Source organism: Aquimarina besae, assembly GCF_042434905.1.
Taxonomy (GTDB): domain Bacteria; phylum Bacteroidota; class Bacteroidia; order Flavobacteriales; family Flavobacteriaceae; genus Aquimarina.
The window spans coordinates 1,263,349-1,289,650 of the sequence record NZ_CP170199.1 but is presented as its reverse complement, the minus strand read 5'-3'; the positions used below and the strand labels follow the sequence as shown (position 1 = coordinate 1,289,650).

The window sequence follows — 26,302 nt, the reverse complement described above, 5'->3', positions numbered from 1 at the left end:
GTTTCGTTCTTTGTGCTGGTTTTTTAATTTTTGATGAATTTATATCGCTTATTGGTTTTCTTTAGGGATTGTAATTCAACAAAATAGAGTCCTTTAGGCAAAGAAAGAACATCTATAATCATATCCTCCTGTTCGTTGACATTTACGGATTTTATAAGCTGACCATTCACATTATAAACCATAACTTTTTTTACTGATTTATTAATACCTTGGATAAAAATAGCCTCGTGTACAGGATTTGGATAGATTAAAATAGTATCCGTCTCTTTATAAGTAGTATTCGTTCTGTTAAAGCAAGAAGGAGCCTGAACATCATTACTGAAGTATAATGTGAATCCTTCTGTTTTTGATACCATGACAAAACTATCTCCATCTTTGGTTACCCAATAAGAACCATCTAACCCGGATATTCCTGAATTATTGATGGTTATAGAAGGATTTGATTGCCCAAGTGTATGAGTTAGTTTATTTTTTAGATCTACGTAATAAGAAGGAACTCCATTATTAGTATTTATTGCGAATTGATACAATCCATTGTTTCCAGCGCTCCAGTTAATAGTGAATTTTCTGAAATTATTCAGTGAAGGACCATTATCTCCCAGTACGTAAACTTCTGTGAAAGAAATTTTATCAATACTGGAAATACTATTAGCACTCGGTGTATTGAAAGAACAATTGTTACCACCTCCTGAATCTGTATCTTCTTCATTCACGGTAAGCGTAAAGGTAGTTTCAGAAGTTGCACCTTGATTATCTGTAGCTACTGCTTTAAAACTATGTGTGCCGACTGATAAATTATTTAATTCATCCGGATTTGGAGAATTGGCGTGACCCCACTCAAAAGGAGCTGCACTTTCTTGCCTAATTAGATTATTATCTACAAACAGTTTTACATTACTGATACTTCCGTCATTATCTGATGCATTTACTTTTACATAAAGACTATATCCCTCATCTACTGTAATATTATTTGATGGTGTTGCAAACGATACTGTTGGAGTTTGGTTAGTATCACCTCCGTTTCCTCCATCACCGCCATTGTTTCCTGAATCACCAATTCTGTTCTTAGACACTTTGAAATCATCAAAGTATGCATAAACATCTTTAGTAGGCTGAAAAGTCTCATCACTACCTCCAAAAAAAGTGGATAAATAGATAGAGTTAAGATGAATATCACCTTCTCCTGCTTGTCTATAGTCACCATTATTGGTAATATTAAGAGCTAATTGACCATCCAACCAGCCTTTCATAATACCATTATTCTGTCCCGGAGTATTTAATTTATGATACATCTCTACCTGATGCCATTTACCCTTGGTAAACTTTACCTGATCTGGCATAGGTTGCCCATTTGGTTCTGAGTATGGATCGGTAAGGCTCCAGTTTATGGATGATTTATAATCGGGTCGACTGGGTTTTGTGTTGTAATGTACATAAGTCTCTATAAGCCCATCATATCTCCACATTAATCGCAATGACATATTTCGATCTGAAGTCTGATAGGATAAGCCGGGTAATTTTCCGCCAGCTCTGAACTCAAAATCCTCTGGAAAATAAACAAAGTAACTGATATAAAGTTCGTCGTGGTTTTCTCCTGTTTCTTCCCAGAAAACCTTGGTGTGCATTCCACTATCATTCGTTTTTACTTTGCCCTTTGGATATTTAACTTTAAGGACTTTTCCTTTATTCTCGAAAGCCTCGATAAAAACCCTTCCTTCATCTGCTCCTTTACAAAAAGAGACATTTAAGGCATCTCTAATCATATCTCTATCATATTGCCCGGATGGTAAATGATCAAAATCATATTGATATATTAAATCCTGTTGAGCTATTGCTACAGCATTTAATAATAATATCAATACTATACTGAGTAAGTTGTATTTTGTCTTCATAGGATTATTTTTTAACCGTTAGTGTAACCATCAGAAGTTTTGATTTTAAACTTCTGATGGTTTTTGGCTAAGACTAATTACTGTTTTGTAAACAGTATAGATTTTCTAAATTTCAATCCTTTGATAATCAAGACATACATTCCGGATTTAAGATTGGAAACATCCAAGCCTGCTTCTGAGTTTTCAATCGTTTTCTGAAGCACCACTTTTCCTTGCATATCTGCAACTTCTAAAGTTGATTTTTCCTGATTTATACCTGTTACATTTAATATATTATCAGTTACAGGATTTGGATACAGCTTTATGCTAGCTAACTTATCCTCCTCTACAGGATCTTTATTATCGTCACAATTAGGTGGTGTAGTAGAATTGCTAAAATATATTGTAAAACCTCCATTTTTGGATACCATCACAAAATTAGGTCCATCCTTCGCTACCCAATAAGAGCCATCCAATCCAGCAAATCCCGTATTGTTTAAGGTTACTTCTGGTCGCGCGCTATTAAGCTGATAGCTCATCGTATTTTTAAAATCTACATACCAATTCGGAGCACCATTGTTTGTATTAATTGCAAACTGATATAGTCCATTATATTGAGGAGCCCAATTAATTGTGAATTTTCTAAAATTGCTTAAAGCTGGCCCTCCGTTCCCTAAAACATGTACTTCTGAAAAAGATACTTTATCAAATGCAGGTAAAGCATTATTTGTTGGTGTACCAAAGGAACAATCGTTTCCTCCACCGGTGTTTCCACTATTTACTGTAAGTGTAAAAGTAGTTTCTGCTGTAGCTCCCTCGTTGTCTGTGACTACCGCTCTAAATACGTGGTTACCAACTGCTAAACCAGTTGTCTCTGCCGGGTTAGGTGAGGTATTGTGCCCCCATTCATAAGGATCAAAATTTTCTTGTCGTATAAAATTCCCATCAATATATAGTTTTACATTGCTTACAGATCCATCACTATCAGATGCATTTGCTTTGACATAAAGACTACTATACCCCTCATCTACAGTTAGGTTACCAGACGGTGTTTGAAAAGAAATAGCGGGAGGTGTATTGCTTCCTCCGGTATCGCTAGATACAGATATACTTACATTACTTGAGGTTTTGGTTGCTCCATCATTATCTATTGCTCGAGCTGTTAAATTATAATTCCCAGCTTGTGCATTATTAATTGTGTAAGAATAGGGAGCACTATTGTCTTCACCTATTTTTGTACTTCCTCTATAGAATTCTACCTTGGTTACAGATCCATCCGGATCACTTGCATTGGCTTTGATCTGAATGTTAGCTCCTACGTTAAAACTTGCTCCATTAGAAGGTGATGTAATACTTACGTTAGGACTTTGATTTCCGCCTCCTGAACACGGAACAATATTCCAGCTTGGGCAAGACTCTGTAACAAAATTTGTTGTTCCATCGCTTATTGGAAAATCTGGTGAATTCGGATTACGGGTATTATTCCATACGTGAATCTCAGACGGATCTCCTTGTTTTTTTCTAGCAGTCGGAATTTCACCTGCTCTACTACCTAAATTAAAAGTGTTGTTAAAAATAGCATTTCTATAACCGGTATTAAACCCAGTTCCTCGATCTAAGAAATCAACACCGGCATTAAGAATGTTAGATCCATCTCGATTAAAAGTATTATTGTATACGAACCCATAAGCTCCTTTTAAATCAATAAAGGCATCGGCACTATTTTCTCCAGATAATCCTTGTGCAGAGAAAGTACAATTACGAATAATCGTATTCTTAGTACCTTCTTTTACATCTACTCCTTCTGCAGTAACATTAGGGCCAACAATACAACCATCAATGGTATTATTATTACATTCTCTTTCGTATTGATCGTGTTGACCCTTATCCGATCCTACGTATAAACCTTCACCAATTCCTGGCTTTTTAATACCTACATTATATACCTTACAGTCTTTGACCAAATTAAAACTAGATCCATCTCTTAGATGAATTCCCTCTTCTCCCAGTTCACGAACGGTAACATTATCTAAGATTCCATTATTAGCATTATCAAATACAATTCCTTTAGAACCTTCTTCAAAAATTATGTCTTTTATTTCCCAATAATCTCCTGTTATGTGTAACACATATCCATCATATTTACCGTTCTCTCCTTTTAATATTGGAGGATTTGATGGATTTTTTGCTCTCATCACGATAGGTTTAGCCGCAGTTCCATTCTTAGTTGAAGCAAATCTTGAAGCTCTTCCTGTTATGTTAATTTTATTCGCGGCCAGATAGGTTCCGGGAGCAATTATAATTTCATCACCAGGCTGTGCGTTTTGCATAGCATCTCTAATACAGCTTACAGAATTACACTCAATAGTTCCGCTTGGTCCATCAGGTCCTCCATCATCTTCAGACCAATTCTTGATAATGTCTTTTATAAAAATCCCTGTTTCAGTTAATTGATTATTTTTTAATCCATTAATTCCTTTTCCTAATTGAACTACTGAAGACGACTCTGCTCTGCTTGGATCATTGTTACTTGGTTTATCACTTACAGACCAGTTAACATGGCTGATACCGTTTTCTTTAAAAAACTGCATCCATTTCTCGGTTTCTTGTGTATCCATAGCACCATCTCCACTTGCATCTACTGCTCCCCATTCTGTAGCAAATAATGCAATACCATTATTCATTGCTGTTCTTGCCTTGTTTCGTAGACCTTCTCTATGTGTTCCTGCATAGAAATGTAAGGTATATGCAGTATTATTATCGTTAATAGGATCATTTGACGCTATATCTACATCTTGAGACCAGGTTGGAGACCCCACAATGACCAAATTATCAGGATCTTCTGATCGAATAGCAGCGATTACAGTATTGGCATAACTTTTTACTTGAGACCAAGACTGATTGATAGGCTCATTATAAATCTCATAGATTACATTTGGTTGGTTACCATAAAGCGATGCCATTTCCTTAAAAAAGTCAGCCGCTTGAGAGGTATAAGCTTCTGCTTCGTGCGTATGCCAATCAATGATTACATAAATACCTGTTGCAATTGCCTGATCAATTACCTTTCGGATTTTTTGCTTTTGAGCAGTTGGACTATCTATATAACCGTTTCCACTATCCCAGCTCTCTTTTACACCCATAGCCACACGAATGATTGAACTATTCCAATCGCTTGCAAGATGTGATACAGTTTCTCCATCATAAAAATCCGAGGTATCCCCTGCGTTACTCCAAAAAAGACTGTTACCAGCTAGGCTAACTTCCTGATTATTTTTATCAACGATTCTGTTGCCCTGAACTTTTAATCTTCCGTGCTTCTGGACAATGGTTTGAGCCGTTCCCCCGACCCAAATAAATAAAAGCAATACTAACCAGAACAACCGATTAGTGGAAAAATGTTTTGTGTGTGTGTAGTACATTTCCATAATTAAGTTTAATTGTGTGTGTTAATCCATTATTTTCAAAATGATATGACATATAAAAACCTATGGTTATAAAGTTTTTATACCTCTTGTTACGCAAAGAAGATGCAGGCCAATTAGTTGGTACTGGAAATGGCTAGCCTCATTCTGACAACTTATAGTCGTTTTTATAAAAAAACGTTTAAAGCAGACGAGTAACTCTCAGCTGGTCCATAACCATTACTAACGAGCCAGAAATTCTTCTGGTACGATCCAATATTTAAAAATGATATATCTTAATTCCGGAAGGGTGGGAGATAGAATTTAGATATCGATACTTACTTGCTATTCTCTTTAATACAGATTCTTAGTGTTAAGAATAATTCATAAAATAGGTTCTTTTAAATTTTACTTAATAAACAATTCCCAATTTCTGTATAAAGCCTTTTATTCAAATCTTCCATTTTAAAGGAAGACAAATTCAAATCTAATTATTTAACGTCTAAAAAGGGTAGAGATTTAGACGACCTTTTATTAACTCTAATTATTTACTTTTAGTATACCATCTACTAAAAAAGTTTAAAATAAATGATATATATCCTAAGATTTTTTACTATTCAGCTACATTCAAAGGACCTCCTTTAGTGATGTAAACGTTATCAATACTTAGTGAATACTCACCATCGTGTTCTCTTCTGGAGGCTATAGCATATCTCGTCAATGTTTCTACGGCATATACATCCCAAGATCCTGCACCTCCTCTTGGTCCTGAATTTACAAACTGATCAAAAGTGATAGAAAGTGTATACCAACCATCTGCATTAGCTACGTATCCCATATCTTCAAGGTTTTGTAGCGTTGGTCTGAATTCAAGGTATTCATCACTTGTAGATCCATCAGTATCCGCATCATATCCTTCATCAAATCGTAATCTGAATCCTGCAAGAGCTCCTGTATAATCATCAGGGATTCCCTGAAAATTAATTTGAATATTAAAATATAACTGTGTCAAATCTCTATTGTCCTCATTAAAAAAATCTGCAAAGAAACCAGCCGACTCTTGAGAATGTCCAATTTGACCTGTATATGAACCTGAATCGCCTGTATTACTAATACCTCCAATATAATAGAAATTATTATCCACGGGATTTGGTACCAATGCAGCCTCTGTAGGTAATGTATTATTAACACCGAAATAATCTATCTCGGCATCTCCGCCAGAGCTAAATAATATGGTGTCACCATCAAAAGTTTCAGAATACGGAGTAAGCAATTCAATCACATAAAATACGTTCGTATCAGGAGCAGTAGAGGATGTACCACCTTCGCTTGTCAGTTCGATAGCACTTAATCCTACTGGCGAAGCTCCTAGGGTAAATACAACTTCTGTATCCGAAGTACTTATAATTGTTCCTTCTACACCACCTATACTCACCACATTTGTGGTTGCCATATTAGTTCCTGTAAGAGTAATTTCTTCTCCTGCTTGTGCTGATCTTGGTGAAATATTGTCTACTTCGGGAGCTCCAATCACTCTCACTCGAAAATTATCAATACTAATTGTTAAACCACCTGCTGTAGTTGCCGATATTTTTCCTGTAGTAGCACCTTCAGGCACAGTGGTTGTGATCGATCTACCGGTATTTTCTATAATTGTGGATGCAATTCCATTAAAAGAAACTGAAGTTGCATTAGCAAGATCGGCACCTACAATCACTACTTCATCTCCAGGCTCACCTATTTCTGGAGAAAAAGATACTATGGCAGGAATTCTTATCCCTCCGGAATCATCATCTCCGCTACAACCTATACTAATTAAAAGTATTCCTAAAACGATTGAGTAAGAAAGAGTATAAACCTTATTAAGATATTTGTGAGTCATAGTAAAAGTGTTAATATTTAGCCAACGTAATATTAGTACTAAATAAGATTTCTATAATACACTTTTAGGGGTAAATAAATACAGGTAATTGATTTTCAGTAAATTACAATACAAATAGAAAATAAAAAGTACGGTAAAAATCTATAAATTTTACTTGTATCAAATATGAAATAAATGATATTTAGGAAAACTATAACCGTCAAAATTGAATAAAATTACAACGATGTAGTGGCTCAGATCAGATTTACAATCACTAAAAAACCCGTGTCGTTTATTTTAAAGTTACTAATTTTTAAAAACCTTCTCCCCCTTTATAAGTAAGAATAAAACCGTTAGTATTACTAAAAGGAGTACCGCTACCAAATACGGTGTAGCTATATGCAAAACGCCAGTTCTTTAAAAAATAAAGCCCAATAAGTCCATTAAAAGATGAGCTACTTCTATATCCTCCTCCAATTTCTATCCTGTTTTTATAATTAGCAGAAACATTAAAATCAAATTGTGCAGGTGCATCCTCCTCAAACTTAACCAACATACTTGGTTGTATTCGAATTTCTTCAAATCTACTTAAATACAATCTATAACCTCCGTACAAATAATAGGGTGTTTGAATATTAACATTTTGGTCAGCAGCAATACTATTTGAAAATAAATTTTGCACAGAAAATCCGATGTAGAGTTTATTGTGATTATACAAAACTCCAAAACCAAACGTTGGTACCGTTACATTGACATCATTTTCAAAATTTGGATCTCCTTGTATGTTTAAACTGGTTAGATCTTCATTAAAAAACAACACTCCCGTGGTTAAGCCAAAGGATAATACGTTAGGATTATAGTTCCACCATCGTGCTCTATTATAATTCTCATCCAACAATATTTTATAAGCATAGGATCCAAAAATGGTTGTGGCCGAAGTGACACCAATCTTATCACTTATAAATCCTCCACTAATCCCAACATTGTCGTCAAAAACGCTGGTGTTGAGAATTCCGGAAAATGTTCTCGGGTTTCCTTCGAAATCATTAAGAAATCCAAAATTGCTCAAACTTATTTCTGTTTCTGGATTGTATCCTGAATGGGCAGGATTAATTAAAACCGGATTGTAATAATAGTCAGAAAACACTGGTGTTTGCTGGGCTTGCACAGAAATTTTACATAATGACAAAATAAGGATTGCCATGATCTGATATATATATTTTATCATATGATTATCGTTTTAAAACTAAAAACCCTTTTAGTTTCTTCAGGGAATTACTTCCGGGTACATTAATAGTGAAGAAATAAGTACCCTCTGGTAATTCGCCTCCTCCCAGATTGGTTAAACGGTTGGCATCTCCTCTAAAAACTCTCGACGTATTATTATAGCCAGAGATTTCAAACACCATATCTCCCCAGCGATTGTAAATTGAAACCGTATTTTGAGGATGATCTTCTATACCATCAATTTCCCAAAATTCATTGATTCCATCACCATCGGGAGAAAATCCATATTTAGTATCATCATCTATAACAATAATCGGTTCTTGAGTCCTAAAACTCTCTTCCATACATCCGATAGCATCCCCAACCGCATTGTATGGAATAACGGTTACAAAAATCTCAGTATTCTCAGGTAAATCAGTCGGCAAATCAAAAGTAGTTACATTGTTTACATCCTGATCATTAATAATATCTGTACCTCCAGAACTTGCACCAATCGTTAATCTATATCCTGTAGCATCAGAAATGCCATTCCAACTAATATCTGTATCTATAACTACATCGGTAGCACCGTCTAAAGGAACTGATAAGGTAGTACATCCAGGAATAGTGGCTAAGGTTTCTGTGGTAAAACTTTCTTCTACACAACCTGTGGCATCCCCAACCGCATTGTATGGAATAACGATTACAAAAATCTCGGTATTCTCAGGTAAATCAGTCGGCAAATTAAAAGTAGTAACATTGTTTACATCCTGATTATTGATAATATCTGTACCTCCAGAACTTGTACCAACTGTTAATCGATATCCCGTAGCATCAGAAACAGAATTCCAAGCTACATCTGTACCAACAGAAATATCCGTAGCACCATCCAAAGGAATCGATAAAGTAGTACAACTGGGAATTATGGCTATAGTTTCGGTAGTAAAGCTCTCTTCTGTACAGCCTGTGGCATCCCCAACCGCATTATAAGGAATGACGGTTACAAAAATCTCAGTATTCTCAGGTAAGTCAGTCGGTAAATTAAAAGTAGTAACATTGTTTACATCCTGATTATTGATAATATCTGTACCTCCAGAACTTGTACCAACTGTTAATCGATATCCCGTAGCATCAGAAACAGAATTCCAAGTTATATCGGTATCAACAGAAATATCCGTAGCGCCATCCAAAGGAATCGATAAGGTAGTACAATTAGGAATAGTGGCTAATGTTTCTGTAGTAAAGCTCTCTTCTGTACAGCCTGTCGCATCTCCAACCGCATTATAAGGAATAACGGTTACAAAAATCTCAGTATTCTCAGGTAAATCAGTCGGTAAATTAAAAGTAATAACATTGTTTACATCTTGATTATTGATAATATCTGCACCTCCAGAACTTGTACCAACTGTTAATCGATATCCTGTCGCATCAGAAACAGAATTCCAAGTTATATCGGTATCAACAGAAATATCCGTAGCGCCATCCAAAGGAATCGATAAAATGGTACAACTTGGAATTGTGGCTATGGTTTCGGTAGTAAAACTTTCTTCTCTACAGCCTGTTGCATCTCCAAAACTATTATAAGGAATTATGGTAACAAAAATCTCAGTATTCTCAGGTAAATCAGTCGGTAAATCAAAAGTAGTTACATTGTTTACATCCTGATTATTTATAATATCTGTAGCACCAGAACTCGTGCCAACTGTGAACCTATATCCATCAGCATTAAAACTACTATTCCAAGTTAAATTAGTTCCTATAGCTACATTTAAATCTCCATTTAAAGGAGTTAAAAGTGTTGTACAAGCTGGTGGATCGTTTAAAGTAGAATCGCCGGTTCTAAAACTTTCTTCTGTACATCCAATAGCATCCCCAACATCATTATAAGGTATAATTGTTACATAGAATGTTCTGTTCTCAATAAGATCGGTGGGAAAATCATAGGTAGTTACATTTTCCACATCAATACTATTGGCTATTTCAATACCTCCTTGGGTAGTTCCAACAGAAACTAAATAACCAGTTGCCCCATCAACACTATTCCAGCTTAAATTTGTATCTATCGCTACATTAATTGCTCCGTTCAAAGGATCCGAAATCGTAGTACAAGAAGGCACTACAGGAATAAGCTCTGTAGTAAAACTTTCTTCTGAACATCCAGTAGCATTTCCCTCTTCGTTGTAAGGAGTTATAGTAACAAAGATTTCGGTGTCTTCCGGTAAATCATTTGTGAAATCATATGTAGTGACATTACTAACATCTTCATTATTCAAAATATCGCTTCCTCCAGAAGAGGTGCCAACTGTTAACCGATAACCATCTGCATCAGCAATGGCTTCCCAAGATAGATCAATATCTATGGCAACCTCAGTTGCACTGTTAAGAGGGTTGGTTAACACAGTGCACTCCGGTACCGTTGCCGTATCAGTCGATAAGCTAAAAGTTTCTGATGTACATCCAGTAGCGATACCTTCAGCATTTCTTGGTTCAATAAGTACTGTTACACCTGTAGAACCAACTAAGGCATTGGCAGCAAATTCGTATGTTTCTGTAGTCACCGTTTCATTAATTACTGTTCCGCTAGGTTGCAATGTGATGGTAAGCACATATTCGGTTGCGTATAAAACTGGTTCCCAAACAAGGTTTGTATTTATCGGCACGTCTACTTCACCATTTTCAGGAGATGTTAGCTGAGTACATACCGGAATTGGACAGTCTCTAATATCGCCTGTAAATGTCCATCCGTATGTATCAATCATAGATTGTCTTTCGTCTATACTTTCGCAATATAGAAGGGTTTCAGCTCCAAGGTTAATACCGGGTGTAAGTGATTGTTCTGACCAAGAAATAAGCGTATTGTCATAATTTTCGCGGGTAAGTGCAGTATTATCCAGCATATCACGCATATCACTAACATTACTTATGTTCCAATCTCCTAAAAATTGATCAAAAACTGTTGCGCTTTGAAACATGGATCGCATACTCACACTTCCAATATTCCACAGGTCTAACGTTTGATTAAAACTAGTTGCATTTCTAAACATATAATTCATGTTTTGAACACCATTGACTCTCCAATTATTAATATTTTGGTTAAATGCGCTAGCGTCATCAAACATGGATTCCATTGTTCTCACACCTCTTACATTCCAACTACTTATATTTTGATTGAAAGAAGTAGCACTTCGAAACATTCCTTCCATCGTAGTAACCGAAGCAACATTCCACGAATCCATTGATTGATTATATACAGTAGCATTTCTGAACATTTCTTCCATGGTAGTAACAAAAGAAACATTCCACGAATTGATATTTTGATTAAATACGGTAGCTCCACTAAACATCTCCTTTGTATTCTGTAGTTCTAAAGTATTCCAAGTATCAAGAGGTTGATCAAAAACAATTGCTTCTTTAAACATAGCCTCCATGTTGGTGACTACTCCGACATCCCAAGGATTTAAATTTTGGTTAAAAACAGACGCCCCTTCAAACATGGAAGGCATTAGAGTAACTGAACTTACATCCCAATTATCTAAAGGCTGATTAAATACTACGGCCTCTTCAAACATAGATGTCATATTAGCAACCGCACTTACATTCCAGGAATTTAATGGTTGATTAAAACTGTCTGCACTTTGAAACATGCTTGACATATTTACCACCGAATCAACGTTCCAATTATCCAATGGCTCATTAAACACATCTGCATTGTTGAACATACTTTGCATCGTTGTCACATTGGTAACATTCCAGCTGTTAATATTCTGATTAAATGCTGTAGCAGATGAAAACATACTGCTCATAATAATTACTTTAGAAACATCCCAGGTATCTAAAGGTTGATTAAATGAAGTTGCGCCAGAGAACATTCTATCCATTGTAGTAACATTGGAAACATTCCACGAGTTTAATGGTTGGTTAAATACAGTGGCGCCATCGAACATGTCGTTCATTACAGTTACACTACTCACGTCCCAGCTATCAATATTTTGATTAAATGCAACAGCACGATCGAACATTTCCTCCATCGTAGTTACATTACTTACATCCCAATTATCCAAAGGTTGGTTAAACGCCCCTGTACTTTGAAACATTTCGGCCATATTAGTCACATTGCTAACATTCCAATCATTTAAAGGTTGATTAAAGACCTCTGCATCTTCAAACATTCTCGACATGCTTGTTACATTTCCAGTATCCCAATTGTTAATATTTTGGTTGAATGTATCTGTTCTAAAAAACATTAAAGCCATATTTGTAACATTGCTCACATCCCAATTATCCAAAGGTTGATCAAAAATTGTCGCCACACCAAACATAGCAGACATATTGGTTACATTACTTACATCCCAATTATTTATATTTCCATTAAAATTTCGGCACACAATAAACATACTACCCATATCAGTAACACCCCTTAAATCAGGAATGTCCGTAGCATTATACTCCATATTCTCGCAACCAGAGAATCCATTACGCATACTTTCCCAGGGTTGAGTCCCCCATTGATCTATAGAAAGAAGCTTAAAAGAATCACTATTAAACTCATTATGCCTTGGTGCTGGAAAAGCACCAATAATACTAACCGTGTATATTTCGGGCACTAAATAGGTATGTGTAATTTCTCCAGTTACATTATTATCATATTGTCCATCTCCCCAATCAATAGAATAATTATACATTAAACCAGAAGTAGTTTGAATTTTCAACTGGTTGACCGGTGTCGTTTGATTTGTTCTCTGAAGTCTGGTATCATAGGTGAGTTTAAAAGCTTCAGGACTATTCACCCAACTCTCTATTACTGTAAAACTGATCTCCGGACAACCTGTAGCAGGGCCCTCGTCATTATATGGAACCACTGTTACATAAACTGTGTCTCCAGGAGTAAATTCATTGGTAAAATCTAATCCAACAACATTGCCAAAATCCTGATTATCATATATTATTTGAGTAGTTCCTCCATTTTCTCTTCGGATACTTACTCTATACCCAGTAGCATTTGGTGCCGGATTCCATCTAATATCCGAATTAGCTGGCACATTCGTATCTCCATCAACAGGTGAGGTTATCTGAGTACAGAAAACAAAGGAGCAATTAACGATATCACCTGTTATATTCCAATTGTAATTTTCGATTAAATCTTGCCTAGCATCCCTCCCGTCACAATAGTTTAGGTTTGTAGCACCTAAGTTTACATTATCCGTTACGGTTTGAGCAGCCCAACCGATTAATATGATATCATAATTTTCTTGAGAAATTCCACTATTAGATAACATATTTGTCATATTAGTAACATTGGCAATATTCCAAATTCCTAGGTTTTGATCAAATACAGAAGCATTAGAGAACATCAGACTCATGTTGGAGACAGCTCTCACATCCCAAGCGTTCAATGATTGATTAAAAGCAATCGCCTGCTGAAACATTGCGCTCATATTAGAAACAGCAGAGACATTCCAACTATTTAGTGGTTGATTAAATTCAGCAAATCGGAACATACCACTTGTATTTGTTACACTTGAAACATCCCAATTATCGATGGGTTGATTAAAAGGATTTAATACATCTAATCTAGCACCACTAAACATTCCAGACATATTGGTAACATTACTTACATCCCAATTATTTAAAGGTTGATTATAGTTTGAGAACCTGAACATATCAGCCATATTGATAACATTGCTTACATTCCAATTATTAAGCTGCCCGCTAAACGCAGTCGCGCTTTCAAACATGCTACTCATATCTGTAACTTGGCTTACATCCCAATTATCTATAGGTTGGTCAAATGACCTAGCTTGTTCAAACATTCCGCTCATGTTAGTAACAGCAGATACATTCCAATTATTAATTAATTGATTAAAAGAACTACAGCTTCGAAACATTTCTCTCATATTCGTTACGTTGCTTACGTCCCAATTGGATAAAGGTTGATTAAATGGTCTACCTATAAAACCATAAAACATCCGCGACATATCCGTTACGTTACTAACATTCCAATTATCAATAGGTTGGTTAAATGCTCTTGCATCATCAAACATACTAGCCATATTGGTAACATTAGATACATTCCAGTTATTTAGTGGTTGGTTAAAACTTCCTGCATCTCTAAATGTGCGCTCCATGGTAATAACCTGGCTTACATCCCAGTTATTGATGTTTTGATTAAATCTATTGGCATTGCTGAAAGTTCCAAGTAAAGTAGTAACAGAAGCCGTATTCCAATTATCTAAAGGTTCATTAAAACTTGATGCCCTACTAAAAGTCTCTGACAGATCCGTGACCGAGATGGTATTCCAACTATCCAATGGTCTGTTGAAAACCCGTGTACCTGCAAAAAGCCCTGACATATCTGTTATGGTACTTACGTCCCAATTATTTACGATTCCATTAAATGCAGTACAATCACGAAACATGTTTCTAAGACTCGTAACCCTAGATAAATCTGGAGAGTCGATTGCGTCAAAATTTAAATTCTCACATCCGTGAAATGCATCTTCCATAGTTTGCCACTCGATAACTCCCCATTCCAGAATCTCTATAATCTTGCGTCTATCTCCAGAATCATTAAAATAAATAGCAGGAAAATCACCGCTTATTTTTACCGTATAAGTACCCGGAGTGGCGTAAGTGTGCGTTATATCTCCTGTGACAGCTGTATCTGTAGATCCATCTCCCCAATCTACTATATAATTATATGCAAACGTTGGATTGGTAGGAATAGTAATTTGGTTATCTGCAGAAGTTCCTGGCTGTGCAGTATCCCATATTGTTGTAAATTCTCCTACGTAACTGGGATATTCTGATTTTACCACCGCATTATCATCTGAAAAGCCATAGCCTACAGAAATACTTAAAAAGCTATATATCGCCAGAAGGGAAATAGTAGCAAAGCGTATCTTTTTTTTCATATATGATTGCTAGAGTTCAATTTTTTCGATTCATTTGACAACTACAACCATATACGATTGTAATTTAATTCTTACAAAAACAAAACTAGGGAGCATAAATATCCTAGACAACCTTGAAAACCACTGTTTTTAGATTTTTTTAACAAAATAACTTACTATGTAAATCTTTATTTCAAAACTAGATATAAATGTTCGTGAAGACGTTTCAAATTATAATTTGAAACATATAAATAGATCTTAAGCGCTCTTTTTCCTATATTCTGAAGGTGTTACTCCCACCAGGTTTTTAAATGCCCTGTTAAAAGAAGTCTTACTTTTAAAACCTGCTTCATATCCAATGGCCACTATTTTGTATTCCTCGTAACTTGGATTTTTCATCAATTTTTTAACTTCATTTATCCGATATAAGTTTAAAAAATTATTAAAATTCTTTCGAAAGCAAGCATTTAAAACTTCAGAAACTTGCGGCACACTCATATCCAATGCCTCGGCGAAATCGGATTGTTTTAGATCTTCATTTAAGTATGGCTTTTCATCTTCCATATATTTCAAAATTCTCTCTGCATATTCGTCTCTATCCTGATCACTTAGTGATGAATTTTGATATTTGTTAGAAGAATTAGATACACTTATTGTAGGCTCTTGCACTGGTTCTCTTCTCATGATTTCATTCAACTTATCCCTAAGGCTCCTGTTTTCATTTTCTAGGAGTTCCTTGTCTAGAGCTAAACTATCAGATTGCTTTCGTAATGTTTTTCTACGATTGAAAAAATAAACCAATAACCCAAACACCACAAAAGTGATAAGAAGAGAACCGAACAGAATTATTTTTTTATTCCTACTTTCTAATAGATCCTTTTCTTCCGCAAAAAATTTTTCCTGTTCTTTTAACTCTCTTTCTGCAATTATTCGTTTTCCTTCAGAAAGACTATTTAGATAGGTATCTTTTACCTCTACATACCGTTTGTGTTCATTTAAACTCTCTTTCAGGTTTCCATTTTGTTCATAGGCCTTCGCAAGATATTTGTGACTTTGCATTTTTAATTTCAAAAAACTACGAGATGCAGAAATATCTTTCACAATTAATAGATTTTCAATTGCTTTTATGGGTTCGTTAAGTCCCAAGTATGCCACACCAAGATGTAAATGTGAATTTGCCTTACTCTCTACAGACTCTTTTTTGGTTATCAATTCTAAGGCCTGTTCAGCTCTTTGCAGTGCCTTTTGATATTTTTCCAGTTTTATATAAGAGTCCGCAATATTATTGAGTGCTACAATTTTTATATCATTTCTATCCAAAGCTGTTGCAAAACTGTCGACTTTTTTAGCATACAATAAAGACTCTTCGTGTTTATTTTGATGCCCTGCTGTAATTCCTAAAGCATTGTACGAGGCGATCAATACACGTTCTGGATTTTCGTGTTGTTTTGCTAATCGTATTACCTTTTTGAAAGTTTCAGAGGCTTTGTTATACTGTGAAAGGTTATTGTACAAATTACCCAAATTTGCCAAAACAATAATTTTCGTTTTTGAATTCTCTGACAACTGTTCTGTTTTATCTAAAGCATTAAGATATCTTTTCAGAGATTCATCATAAATATCCAGATTACTGTAATAAATTCCTTGTCCTACTATAGCTAATATCTCATCTTCCAGAAAACCATAATCTTTTGCTATTACCTGTAATGAATCGACATACTTTTTATACAATTCGAAATCACCTTTTCGATATGTTTCTTCAGAAATCTGTTGAAGTGCTCTTATTTCCTTAACTCCAGAAGAGTCATTTTTAGCAGATTGTCCCCAAAGACCGGTTTGAAAAATGATTAATAAAAAAAAGAATACTTTATTATTGAACATAGCTAATACTTGAGATCTTTAGCTTAAAGAAACAAAAACTTTTTGAAAAGTAAATTCGTTGTGTGTAAAACATCTACTCGATTGAATAAATATCAGGTATATTCTATAATTTATAAACAAAGGAATTAAATTCTTGAGACAGTCTTGAAATCAAACTCAATTTGCTTATGATTATTGAAAACATTATATCTATCAATTCTGTGAATATAGAAGACTCAATTTTAAAATTAAGATCTATGGCATTTTTTGAATTGAATTACATCTAAATTAAAAAACCTTTAGACTCATTAAATCTAAAGGCTCTGTACTGAAGGCAGGACAGATATCGAACTTTTTATCAGAAGATTGTGAGTTAGTATTACAACATTCCACCACATTACAAAATGTGCCTTGACCTTATTTTTTTAAATTCATTTTTTACCAATTTTTAGTTTAAAATAGTCTTTGCCTAAGTGTCATTGTTCATGAGCTATCTTATCTATCAATTCTGTCAAGTCTTTTATAAATTCATTATGTTTATCTTACTACTTAACTGTAATTGTTGCCTTATTTTAATTATAACAGTACTACTTATATTAAAGCACCTCATAGTAATCACCTGTTTTTTCCATATTTTTCCTTTAATGTCTCATATGTTGCTTCGTTTTTTTTAAATAACTCAGCCAAAAAATCGTCTAAGGTGATATCATAAAGCGTAAGCCCTCCATACTCAAAACAGTCTTCCAGAAAACCATCTGCCGTAGCTTTTTCTGGTGGGATTTGATACACATCTTCAGTTTTGCCTTCTATCCAATCCACCATAGCACCTGATACTTCGTGGTCGAGCATTGCTAGCTTACCTCTGTATTTTCCTTGGGCGATTTGCATGATGCAATTACCGCCAAGGTCTTTCCCGATAGGATAAGCATACTTTACTAAGTCATTATGGTAAAATAGACTTTGCATGTAGAAATCGTTCATGTCCAGATGTGGATTTTTATTGCCCAGGCCAAACAAATGATTCAAGTCGTAGAGCCAATCCTAATCCTTTTTCAACTGAGACAAATCATCATGAAACGGATATCTGGTATAGATATGGCCATAAGATTCGGCTTGATAAGCTCCTTTTTCTATATAAAATTTATCAGTGTAGTGCCACCAGTTCGAAGTAACTCCATTATAGGACTTTAGAAATTGTTTGTAGTCATCGCAAAGGGTAACTTGGTAATTATTTTCAAAAACAAGGATATCATTATCACCAGCTGGGGCAAAAGGTTTGTTTTGAAATAACACACCTATATTTTTTTCAAAGAGATAAAAGGTTTGTTCCGGGGTTTTGAGTTCTGGATGGTCTGGAAAGGATACCTTAAACACCATTTTACCCAATACATCTTTGCCGATAGTATGTAGTGTAAGGATACTGCCAAAAAGCGCATTGGTTTCGATGGTGTATTGACTGGTCTTTATCTTTCCATTAGTATATATATATTCGCTAAGCACCTTAATTTATTCTGATTTTTCCCTTTTTACTTCGTAAGTAAAACCAATAATCGAATTAGGTGTTATGCCGATAAGGTCGTTGTGCTCTTTAAGCTGTATACTAACATCTGCGCTTTTCTCGTAGCGACCGTGTTTGTATTTTATTGCTTGTAATGTGACTTCAAAAACGTTTTAATAATGTTCAATATTCAATCTCATATTCTTCAAAAATAGCATCGATTTTATCGTAATAAATATTGGGTAAGCCTTCGGTATACGCATAGTAATCTACGGGTGGTACAGGCTTACCTTTTAACTTCTCAAACATTTGATTTGGGATATTGCGTATAGGTTTCATATTTGTTGGGTTTAACTGCGTCCAATCGGTTTCTTGGTCAATTTCTACATTTCCAGGGTCGCATTGTAGATTGCTTATTTCGTAAAATCCGTTACAATAATTGTGCTCTAGCGCTTCGATATAATCGAAGGCTTCAACGTGCCAGGATTCTTTATTTAAGCAATCTTGCCTATCTAAAAATTGTTTCGAATAATAGGGTTCAGACATCCAATAGGCAGTAAGCGCGATGGCTTTATCTACTTTTGGGTTAGTGAGAATCCAATTCAGTAAATAGTCATTGTCATCAAAATTTGAAGTGATAAGCGAATGATAGACCTCAATAGGACTAGCATTAGACAAAAAGGCTTCCCAGACTTCATCTTCAAGCTTTTGGTATTGTTCTTCTGTTATTTTTTTCTTCATCTTTTATAATCTTGCTTTTAGTATTTTAATTTCCTCCTGGTGTTCAAGCAAATGAATGGGCCATTTTAAAAGATTAAGAGGTCTTTACATGTTACAAAGTGTTCCTTTGAAAAAAATTTAGCCATAAGGAATCTTCTCTTTCTCGTCTAAAAAATGTTTGATTAAGATCATGGCTACTGCAGTGCCAAATAAATCGTCTTTCTTTTCTTTCACATAGACGAAGTGGTAGTCTGCTTCTGCAAAAATGCGTTTGATGAGTTCATCATTTTTGGCCTTTACAGCTTGATAAAACAAGCCATCGATTTCTATCCAAAGTAGCATTGGGTTATCAATAGTATCAAACAAGGAACAATACTCAAGAAGTTCGGGTAGGTGTTGTTTTGTATGTGTTTTCCAATTGTACATTTGGTTTTTTAATGACTTTTGTTGGTTTCTCTATCATCTTTAAAATTAACGCCTAGTTTGTTTTCTTTCACTAGTTCAGTGTACTTATCATCAAGTTCATCGATTTGGAAAAAATTATCCATTTTCAAACCAAAATTTTCAAAAATCCATCGTTCAATAGTCTCAAAATCTCCTTTTATGTGTTTGTTTTCTTCCTCGTCCAATTCGTTGACAGTTTTAAATTCCCATACATTATTAAATCCTACATTGCCTTCATCAAAACTTCTAACCAAACTCACTGTAATAAGGTCATTACTCTTTTCAAGTTTTAGCCAATCAAATGTTCTTTGTTCAAAATAAAACCCAACTTTTACAAAACTGGCTAGTTTTTTCCCTAATTTTAGGTGCAATGCTATTTTGTTTTGAGGTACATATTCCATTTATCTTTTATTGATTTTAAAATTATTGAGCTTATGCTTTTGATTTCTATAATTCGTTTCTATTCCCATATTCTTTTTTGTAAGTTATCATTGTAATAGTGTGTTATTATACTCCACTCTTTGTTGTCTACCCATAATGCATCAGTAATCTCTTCAAGTCGTACAATGCACTGTTCATAATTATGGCAGTACTGTTCTCTTTCGGTTTTTGAGTATTGTAAAAGTTTTGGATGCTCTATTTTTCTACGTGGATTTTCAATAAAATTGAGGATATCTATATAGTCCTTATCGTTCAAATTAAAGATTGTCCCTTCGGGAAAAGCATCAACAGTACGATTAAAAGCTTCGACAGCGGTGCCCCATCCCAAATCTTCAAAGGCATCGGGAATAAAAGGGATAAGTTGTGGTGTATTGCCAAAAACCCCTACTGCCCAACCTCCACTTTGCGCACAACCTATGGCTTGATAGGCGACGTAAAGATGAAATGCAGCATCATTCATATGCGCTCTCACTTCCGTAAGTGATTGGTTTCTATACTTTTTCCACACCAAGTCAGACATGATAAACAAGGCTTTTTGATATGACGATGAAAAGTGATTGTTTAGCTCTGTTTGGAAGTCGTTGTTACCTTCAACATGCTTCAGAATCGTTTCCAGGCTCGGATTTTCGGGTAATGCATTATTTTTTGGACTGTTTTGTTTCATTTTAAGTTATTCCTTTAGGCAATTCAATAATTTCAAGATACCTCAATGCATCCTTTATTTCATAGGGTTTTTGAGTTGTTTCCGGTTGCCAGCCGTTTTCCAAAAAATAGTTAATTAATGTTGCGATTACACCGGGGCGATTGAGGTTGATCATTACGGGCATTGTTTCCGGTGCTTCATCCTTTTTTAGCAGCCAAACCACGCCATCATCAGGATATCCGACACACCATTTTTCTTTTTCTACATCTTTCTTGAAACTCGCATTGTCTTCTTCTCTGAAAAATAGTCGTAAAGGCGATTTTTTACATCCTTCTAGATAAATCGTTACTTTTTCGACACATGTTGAGTGCTCAAAAGTGGCTAAGTGATGATGTTCCCTTTTCCATAGATAAGTGTTGTTATTCACTTTTATTTTTCGCAGACTATGTTTCATTTCATTTTATTTCTAACCACTTTATTTCATATTCCTGTTCATATAATCTTTTAGATTTAGTCATGGTATCTTTAAAATTTGAAATACCAACTTCTCCTTTATAAATGTTGAGTTCTGGTGTCTTGCTTTGCTTTACCCGTTCTTGTATTTTTGATAGTAAAGCAGATTTATTTTGGTCTTCTTCAGTCACGCAATTTGTATAATCCAACTCAAAAAGATGAGTAGCATGATAACTATACAGATTGCAGGTTTCATTCACAATGATTTCATAATTAGCAGTGTAAATTCCTAATGGAGCTCCTGCAATACGAAGCGCGTCAGATTTTTGATTCACATTTACAATTACCTTAACTACCATTTTGGCGCATTCGCTATCAGAGCGTCCTTCGCATATTGATGGATAATTGCTCCTGACGTTTTCTTCCAGAATACTATCGACTTCTTCAAAGTTGTAGATGTTATTCATATTTTTGTTTGTGGTGTTATTCATTTATTGACTTTTCATCGAAAAGCTAGTGGTACTTAGTATTGCTAGAAATAAGTATTTACAGATTTCATATTTTAGATTCATACGATTTATTTTTTAGGTTACTGCACAAACAAACAACCATACTCTCCCATAGAAGTTTCCTTACCGGAAGCGAGTTCGTAGATAAAGGCTTCGCCTAACTCATAGTAAGCACTTTCTATTTTTAATAACTCTGGGCAAATAGTATCCAGTTTTACTTCTTTCTCTGAACTGTGCCAAATTTTTAATGATTTTTGGTCAGGTGAGACTTGGTAACCTTCTCCGGCAGAACCAAAGTGTCTTACAATTTGATTCCTGATGTTAATTGTGGCTGCATCAATATCGCCATCACTAGGAAAGGTTACTATGGCATAATCTTGCAAAAGCTGATCCATTTCAGATGGTTCTTCATATTCAGGATCCATGTCCTTATGTTTTTTGGTAAACACAGTGTCTTTTAAGTGAAGTACAAGTGTGCTATCCAGCTTTTTTGGTTTTAGAAAAACGAAATAATCGGTTGACATTAAATCATTGTAGTTTTTTTCTAAAACCCCATAATCAAAGGATGTTTTTGTATGAAATGAATATCTGACACTATCCTTTTTTGATTCGTAGTAAACATATTCCGGATGGTCATCGCTCCTAAAATACTTTGTTTTATATAACCTTACACCGTCAATACTATTGGATGAAGTTGCTGAGCTGATTGGCTCTTCTCTAGTAGTATTTTGAGCATTTGTTGTTTGCGGTTTGATCTGTTCTGGATTTTCCTCCGGTATTTGTTCATTAGAGGTAGCCTTTGGGTTGTTATTGCAAGCCACCAAAAAGAATAGGAAAAATAATATTAGCGATGCTTTGTTATTCATATTTTTTATAGTACTTGTGACAAAAATCATTTAATCTAATATTTCAAAAACAATAGGCGCATTAGGGATCTGTCTTAAAATCAACTGTTTGTCAGTTTTCTTTAGTGTTACCACCCGTTTGCTCACCCAAAACCTGCTTGTATTCATTTTACTGTTTTTGGATTTTACATTTTCCACTGTTAAGTTGTTGGAGTAATACTTTTTTACCCATCGTCTCATTTTTGAATATAATTGCTCTGCGCTTTTAGCCGCCTCGTATTGCAAACCAAAACCATGGGTAGCGATAGAGATCCTTCCTGACAATAACTGGTTGTCTACTTTTTTACTTCTTAAAAATTGAATGGGGCAATCGCAGACATAAAAGAACCATTGCCATTCACTTTCTTTATCAATTCTATCTACAAAATTGGTAAATAATGAGACAAATTCTTCTTCGTCTGCTTGGATCATAAAAAATTGTAATTCGCTTCTCATTGATTTTTGCGTGCATCAAAGATTTTCTTCTAATAATTTCTGAACTGCTTTTGCACGATCAGGACTTTGATTGAGATTTGTAGTGGGTTTGTGATCTAAAACTAAGGTTTTATTTTCAAAAGAACACCACTTACTTGCCAACGATATTCCATTTTCATTTTTTATAATGACCTTGTCTAAACTTTCTGCAATAGCATCTTTCCCCATTTCATCTGTTGTGATTTGTTCTAAAGCTATTTTTAAGGGTTCAAAATACACCTGTGGCCAGCATTCCTCATATAAATGACTGCTTCCGTCGATGGCTAACGATTTCCAATCAACTTCAATTTCTAGGGTCTTGTTCGCCGCCGTATTAATTTCCTCCTGTAATTTTGGAAATGTTTTTTCTTCAAATTCTTTTACAATTCTTCTTTCTGCTAATCCCATTTTTTTAATGATTACTACTGTTAAACAAAGATTTCTACTCGTTATATCTCTTCATCCTTTATTAGTCCCAATTCAACTATTTTTAAGGCAAAACCCTGCATGATTAAATAAAGCTAGATACACTAACCTTGTCATGTTAAGCTTCCTCGGAAGGTGAACAAGAGCTCGCAAATTGTAAGACAAAAACATTTCGACAGGCTCAGTGTGACACCAGAGTTTAGAATTAAAATACATTAATTTATGCACTGGATAAAACTTTATTGGATGTCTCATACTGACAACACAAAATTTTTAACTTAACTACATACTAATAAGACTTCATAAAAATTCAGATGATTTTAAAAACGAATTTTGGTGAAATTATAAAATTGATAACAATTTAGACGACAATTTATGTCGGTAGAGGTTCCAATTTATAAGTTGGGGCTTATCATTTGCATGCTTTTATGATTTTTGAGAATACACACTGTTGAAAAAACTTAATACTATAGATTTGATACATTTTAAAAATTCATCTCATAAGAAGTGTAAACTTATAAATCTTTAGACAGTTTATAATTTAAAAAATTTTATTATCCATCCCATTGTTAGCTTAAGCTAACAATGGGATGTTTTGGTTTTCCATATTCCTTGGGGCTTTTTCCACCTAAGGATTCATGTGGATGATTATCATTGTAATCTTGGATCATTTTATCTGCTATCACTTGAAATTGCGTTAAACTATCGAATATGTAAGCATCTAATACATCTTCTCTAAATGTCCTATTAAATCTCTCTATATAGCCATTTTGCATTGGTTTTCCTGGTTCTGAATATACACGTATGATGTTTTTCTTCTTACACCAAGTTTTATATTGGTTAGAAGTGAATTCAGGTCCATTATCTGTTCGGATATATTTTGGCTTTCCATAATATTCTATTAATTCTTCTAAATATCTTATTACTTGCTCAGAGGGAAAGCTTATACTTCCTTGACTAAGTAAACATTCTCGATTATGATCATCTATCACATTCAAAATTCTAAAAGCTCTTCTATCCGATAAACTGTCACTCATAAAATCCATACTCCAGATTTCATTAACTGTTTTAGGCTGATATAACGGCTTTCTCTGTTCTATTGGTAACTTCTTGCGCTTTTTGGATCTTCGAACTAATCCTTGCTTGCGATATACCCTTAACATCCTACCTCTTGACCATTTACAGCCTTCTCGTCTACTTCTTTTAAAGTAATAATCAAAACCTCTATTGGGCTTCTTTTCTACTAATTCATTCAATTTCTCTATAATCTCAGTATCATTCAATTTACTTTGATAATAATACGAAGAACGACTATATCCTACGATACTTGATATTCGCTTCAAGCCCACACTATAGTTAGTCCTGAGAAATTCTATCACTTTCTTTTTAACGGAAGGCTCTACCACTTTTTTGACAGTACATCTTTTGCCATTTGTAAATCTAAGGATACGTCTGCATACATCCTTTTTAACCTCAAATTCTCGGCCTCTAACTCTTTTAAACGCTTCAAATGACTTACTTCCATCCCGCCATACTTCTTGCGCCAATTGTAAAATGTACCCTTGTTAATACTTAACTCTCTACTGATCTCCTCTACAGAACGACCAGCTTCATTCTCTTTTAATGCCTTGATGATTTGGCTCTCAGTAAATTTTGATTTCTTCATTACAGTTTAAATTTAGTGAATTTTTAAACTGTCTTAATTTTTAATAAGGGTACACCTAATATCCTTCCATAAAATCACGTCACCTTGTTTTTCCAAACGAAACGATATAACGCCACAATAATCAGAACCACAGTGACATCTGTAAAGCACGATTCGGTCGGTTCCAAACTGGTTTGTGGGGTTACTATTTCCTAAAAACCGGGAAACCGCATTTGTATTGATTTGTTTTCTATTGTAGTCGGGAAATTTGGTAGTGTCAACTTCAAATGTATCCAAATCAACATCACAATAGGCCATATCGAATCGATCGATTCCAAGCTTTTTGCTTAGCTGTTGCTGATTCACAAAAATGTCAAAAGCTGTTTTATGCGCATTCATTTTAATCGCTTTTATTTCAAAGGACTGATTATCTTTCACATTACATTTTATCTATTAATTTGTGTAATTTGTCTTGCAAGGGTACTCTTTCTATCCATTTTCTTGCTGAAATACCGTGATTATTTACCTGATCCAAGTTTGCTTTGCGATGCAAAAGTTCTTTTATAATCTCAAACCGTAATTGATTGACTTCTTTTTGTTCTTCTCGCCAAGTTAGTCCATACTCCCGAATTGCTATATATATTGGGCTATTTCCATTTTTTTCATCAATAATATTTACATCTGGGTTTCCTCTTTTTATTAAAATTAAACTCACTTCCGAAAGATCGTGATAAGCAATGGCAATATGTAGAGCATTATATCCCTTATTGTTTTTTTAATTGACATCCGCTTTTAGGTCCATTAAATAGTTAATGATACCTATCTGTTCTTTGGAGCCACAAAACAGAGGAGAACAGTTAACTGCGTTCATAAGAATGGAGTTAAGGTTTGAAGCATCTAAATATTCATTTATCTCAATTTTATCGCTTTCAATTAATTGGACTACTTTCTGTTTATCAGGTTCATAAAGCGCGCTTTGAAGTTGGCTCCAGAAGTTTTTCTCCGACATATGAGATGTAAGTGTATTCATTGACACAGAGTTTTTAGTTTGCTATAAAATTCGTTTTAAGCAG

The 26,302-nt window shown here is 34.8% G+C and carries 21 protein-coding genes and 1 pseudogene; all 22 read right to left on the bottom strand.

Going from position 1 to position 26,302, the window contains the following annotated elements; genetic code table 11:
- Nucleotides 1–23: 23 nt before the first annotated feature.
- The 22 genes and pseudogenes from ACE94K_RS05730 to ACE94K_RS05625 all read right to left on the bottom strand — a co-directional run bounded on the left by ACE94K_RS05730 (nucleotide 24) and on the right by ACE94K_RS05625 (nucleotide 26,259).
- Complete coding sequence (locus ACE94K_RS05730) at nucleotides 24–1,892, bottom strand: polysaccharide lyase (RefSeq protein ID WP_378181212.1); 1,869 nt, start codon at nucleotides 1,890–1,892, stop codon at nucleotides 24–26.
- A gap of 77 nt (nucleotides 1,893–1,969) precedes the next feature.
- A complete protein-coding gene (locus tag ACE94K_RS05725) occupies nucleotides 1,970–5,293 on the bottom strand; it encodes a cellulase family glycosylhydrolase (protein ID WP_378181209.1) in 3,324 nt (1,107 codons plus the stop codon).
- 595 nt (nucleotides 5,294–5,888) lie between these two features.
- Nucleotides 5,889–7,157: an IPT/TIG domain-containing protein gene (locus ACE94K_RS05720; RefSeq protein WP_378181206.1), complete on the bottom strand. Its 1,269-nt coding sequence runs from the start codon at nucleotides 7,155–7,157 to the stop codon at nucleotides 5,889–5,891.
- 292 nt (nucleotides 7,158–7,449) lie between these two features.
- Nucleotides 7,450–8,364 carry a PorP/SprF family type IX secretion system membrane protein gene (locus ACE94K_RS05715; RefSeq protein WP_378181203.1) on the bottom strand — a complete coding sequence of 305 codons (915 nt, stop codon included), beginning with the start codon at nucleotides 8,362–8,364 and terminating at the stop codon, nucleotides 7,450–7,452.
- A gap of 4 nt (nucleotides 8,365–8,368) precedes the next feature.
- Nucleotides 8,369–15,253, bottom strand: coding sequence for a BspA family leucine-rich repeat surface protein (locus tag ACE94K_RS05710; RefSeq protein WP_378181200.1), 6,885 nt, complete (start codon nucleotides 15,251–15,253; stop codon nucleotides 8,369–8,371).
- 237 nt (nucleotides 15,254–15,490) lie between these two features.
- On the bottom strand, nucleotides 15,491–17,113 hold the full coding sequence (locus tag ACE94K_RS05705; RefSeq protein WP_378181197.1) for a tetratricopeptide repeat protein: 1,623 nt from the start codon (nucleotides 17,111–17,113) through the stop codon (nucleotides 15,491–15,493).
- Nucleotides 17,114–17,707: 594 nt separating this feature from the next.
- Nucleotides 17,708–18,058, bottom strand: a complete 351-nt coding sequence (locus ACE94K_RS05700; RefSeq protein ID WP_378181194.1) for a hypothetical protein — start codon at nucleotides 18,056–18,058, stop codon at nucleotides 17,708–17,710.
- A 75-nt stretch (nucleotides 18,059–18,133) separates the two neighbouring features.
- The gene (locus tag ACE94K_RS05695; protein ID WP_378181192.1) at nucleotides 18,134–18,592 is read right to left on the bottom strand and encodes a hypothetical protein; all 459 of its coding nucleotides are present in this window, start codon (nucleotides 18,590–18,592) and stop codon (nucleotides 18,134–18,136) included.
- Nucleotides 18,593–18,773: 181 nt separating this feature from the next.
- Nucleotides 18,774–19,331 (bottom strand): DUF4274 domain-containing protein, encoded by a 558-nt coding sequence (locus ACE94K_RS05690; RefSeq protein WP_378181189.1) that lies wholly within the window; start codon nucleotides 19,329–19,331, stop codon nucleotides 18,774–18,776.
- 117 nt (nucleotides 19,332–19,448) lie between these two features.
- Nucleotides 19,449–19,736, bottom strand: coding sequence for a hypothetical protein (locus ACE94K_RS05685; protein ID WP_378181187.1), 288 nt, complete (start codon nucleotides 19,734–19,736; stop codon nucleotides 19,449–19,451).
- Nucleotides 19,737–19,744: 8 nt separating this feature from the next.
- Complete coding sequence (locus ACE94K_RS05680; protein WP_378181184.1) at nucleotides 19,745–20,155, bottom strand: hypothetical protein; 411 nt, start codon at nucleotides 20,153–20,155, stop codon at nucleotides 19,745–19,747.
- Between the two features lie 59 nt (nucleotides 20,156–20,214).
- Nucleotides 20,215–20,859, bottom strand: a complete 645-nt coding sequence (locus ACE94K_RS05675) for a hypothetical protein (protein ID WP_378181181.1) — start codon at nucleotides 20,857–20,859, stop codon at nucleotides 20,215–20,217.
- A 1-nt stretch (nucleotide 20,860) separates the two neighbouring features.
- Nucleotides 20,861–21,292 carry a hypothetical protein gene (locus ACE94K_RS05670; RefSeq protein ID WP_378181178.1) on the bottom strand — a complete coding sequence of 144 codons (432 nt, stop codon included), beginning with the start codon at nucleotides 21,290–21,292 and terminating at the stop codon, nucleotides 20,861–20,863.
- Nucleotide 21,293: 1 nt separating this feature from the next.
- Nucleotides 21,294–21,782: a hypothetical protein gene (locus tag ACE94K_RS05665; protein ID WP_378181175.1), complete on the bottom strand. Its 489-nt coding sequence runs from the start codon at nucleotides 21,780–21,782 to the stop codon at nucleotides 21,294–21,296.
- A 98-nt stretch (nucleotides 21,783–21,880) separates the two neighbouring features.
- A complete protein-coding gene (locus ACE94K_RS05660) occupies nucleotides 21,881–22,666 on the bottom strand; it encodes a hypothetical protein (protein WP_378181172.1) in 786 nt (261 codons plus the stop codon).
- Between the two features lie 30 nt (nucleotides 22,667–22,696).
- A complete protein-coding gene (locus ACE94K_RS05655) occupies nucleotides 22,697–23,140 on the bottom strand; it encodes a hypothetical protein (RefSeq protein WP_378181169.1) in 444 nt (147 codons plus the stop codon).
- 15 nt (nucleotides 23,141–23,155) lie between these two features.
- Complete coding sequence (locus ACE94K_RS05650) at nucleotides 23,156–23,566, bottom strand: hypothetical protein (RefSeq protein WP_378181166.1); 411 nt, start codon at nucleotides 23,564–23,566, stop codon at nucleotides 23,156–23,158.
- A 587-nt stretch (nucleotides 23,567–24,153) separates the two neighbouring features.
- Nucleotides 24,154–24,963 carry an IS3 family transposase gene (locus ACE94K_RS05645; protein ID WP_378181164.1) on the bottom strand — a complete coding sequence of 270 codons (810 nt, stop codon included), beginning with the start codon at nucleotides 24,961–24,963 and terminating at the stop codon, nucleotides 24,154–24,156.
- Nucleotides 24,964–24,983: 20 nt separating this feature from the next.
- Nucleotides 24,984–25,250 (bottom strand): transposase, encoded by a 267-nt coding sequence (locus ACE94K_RS05640; protein ID WP_378172586.1) that lies wholly within the window; start codon nucleotides 25,248–25,250, stop codon nucleotides 24,984–24,986.
- A gap of 33 nt (nucleotides 25,251–25,283) precedes the next feature.
- On the bottom strand, nucleotides 25,284–25,628 hold the full coding sequence (locus ACE94K_RS05635; protein ID WP_378181161.1) for a hypothetical protein: 345 nt from the start codon (nucleotides 25,626–25,628) through the stop codon (nucleotides 25,284–25,286).
- 40 nt (nucleotides 25,629–25,668) lie between these two features.
- A pseudogene (locus ACE94K_RS05630) lies at nucleotides 25,669–25,980 on the bottom strand (hypothetical protein); the annotation flags it as partial.
- Between the two features lie 24 nt (nucleotides 25,981–26,004).
- Nucleotides 26,005–26,259 (bottom strand): hypothetical protein, encoded by a 255-nt coding sequence (locus ACE94K_RS05625; protein ID WP_378181158.1) that lies wholly within the window; start codon nucleotides 26,257–26,259, stop codon nucleotides 26,005–26,007.
- Nucleotides 26,260–26,302 lie beyond the last annotated feature (43 nt).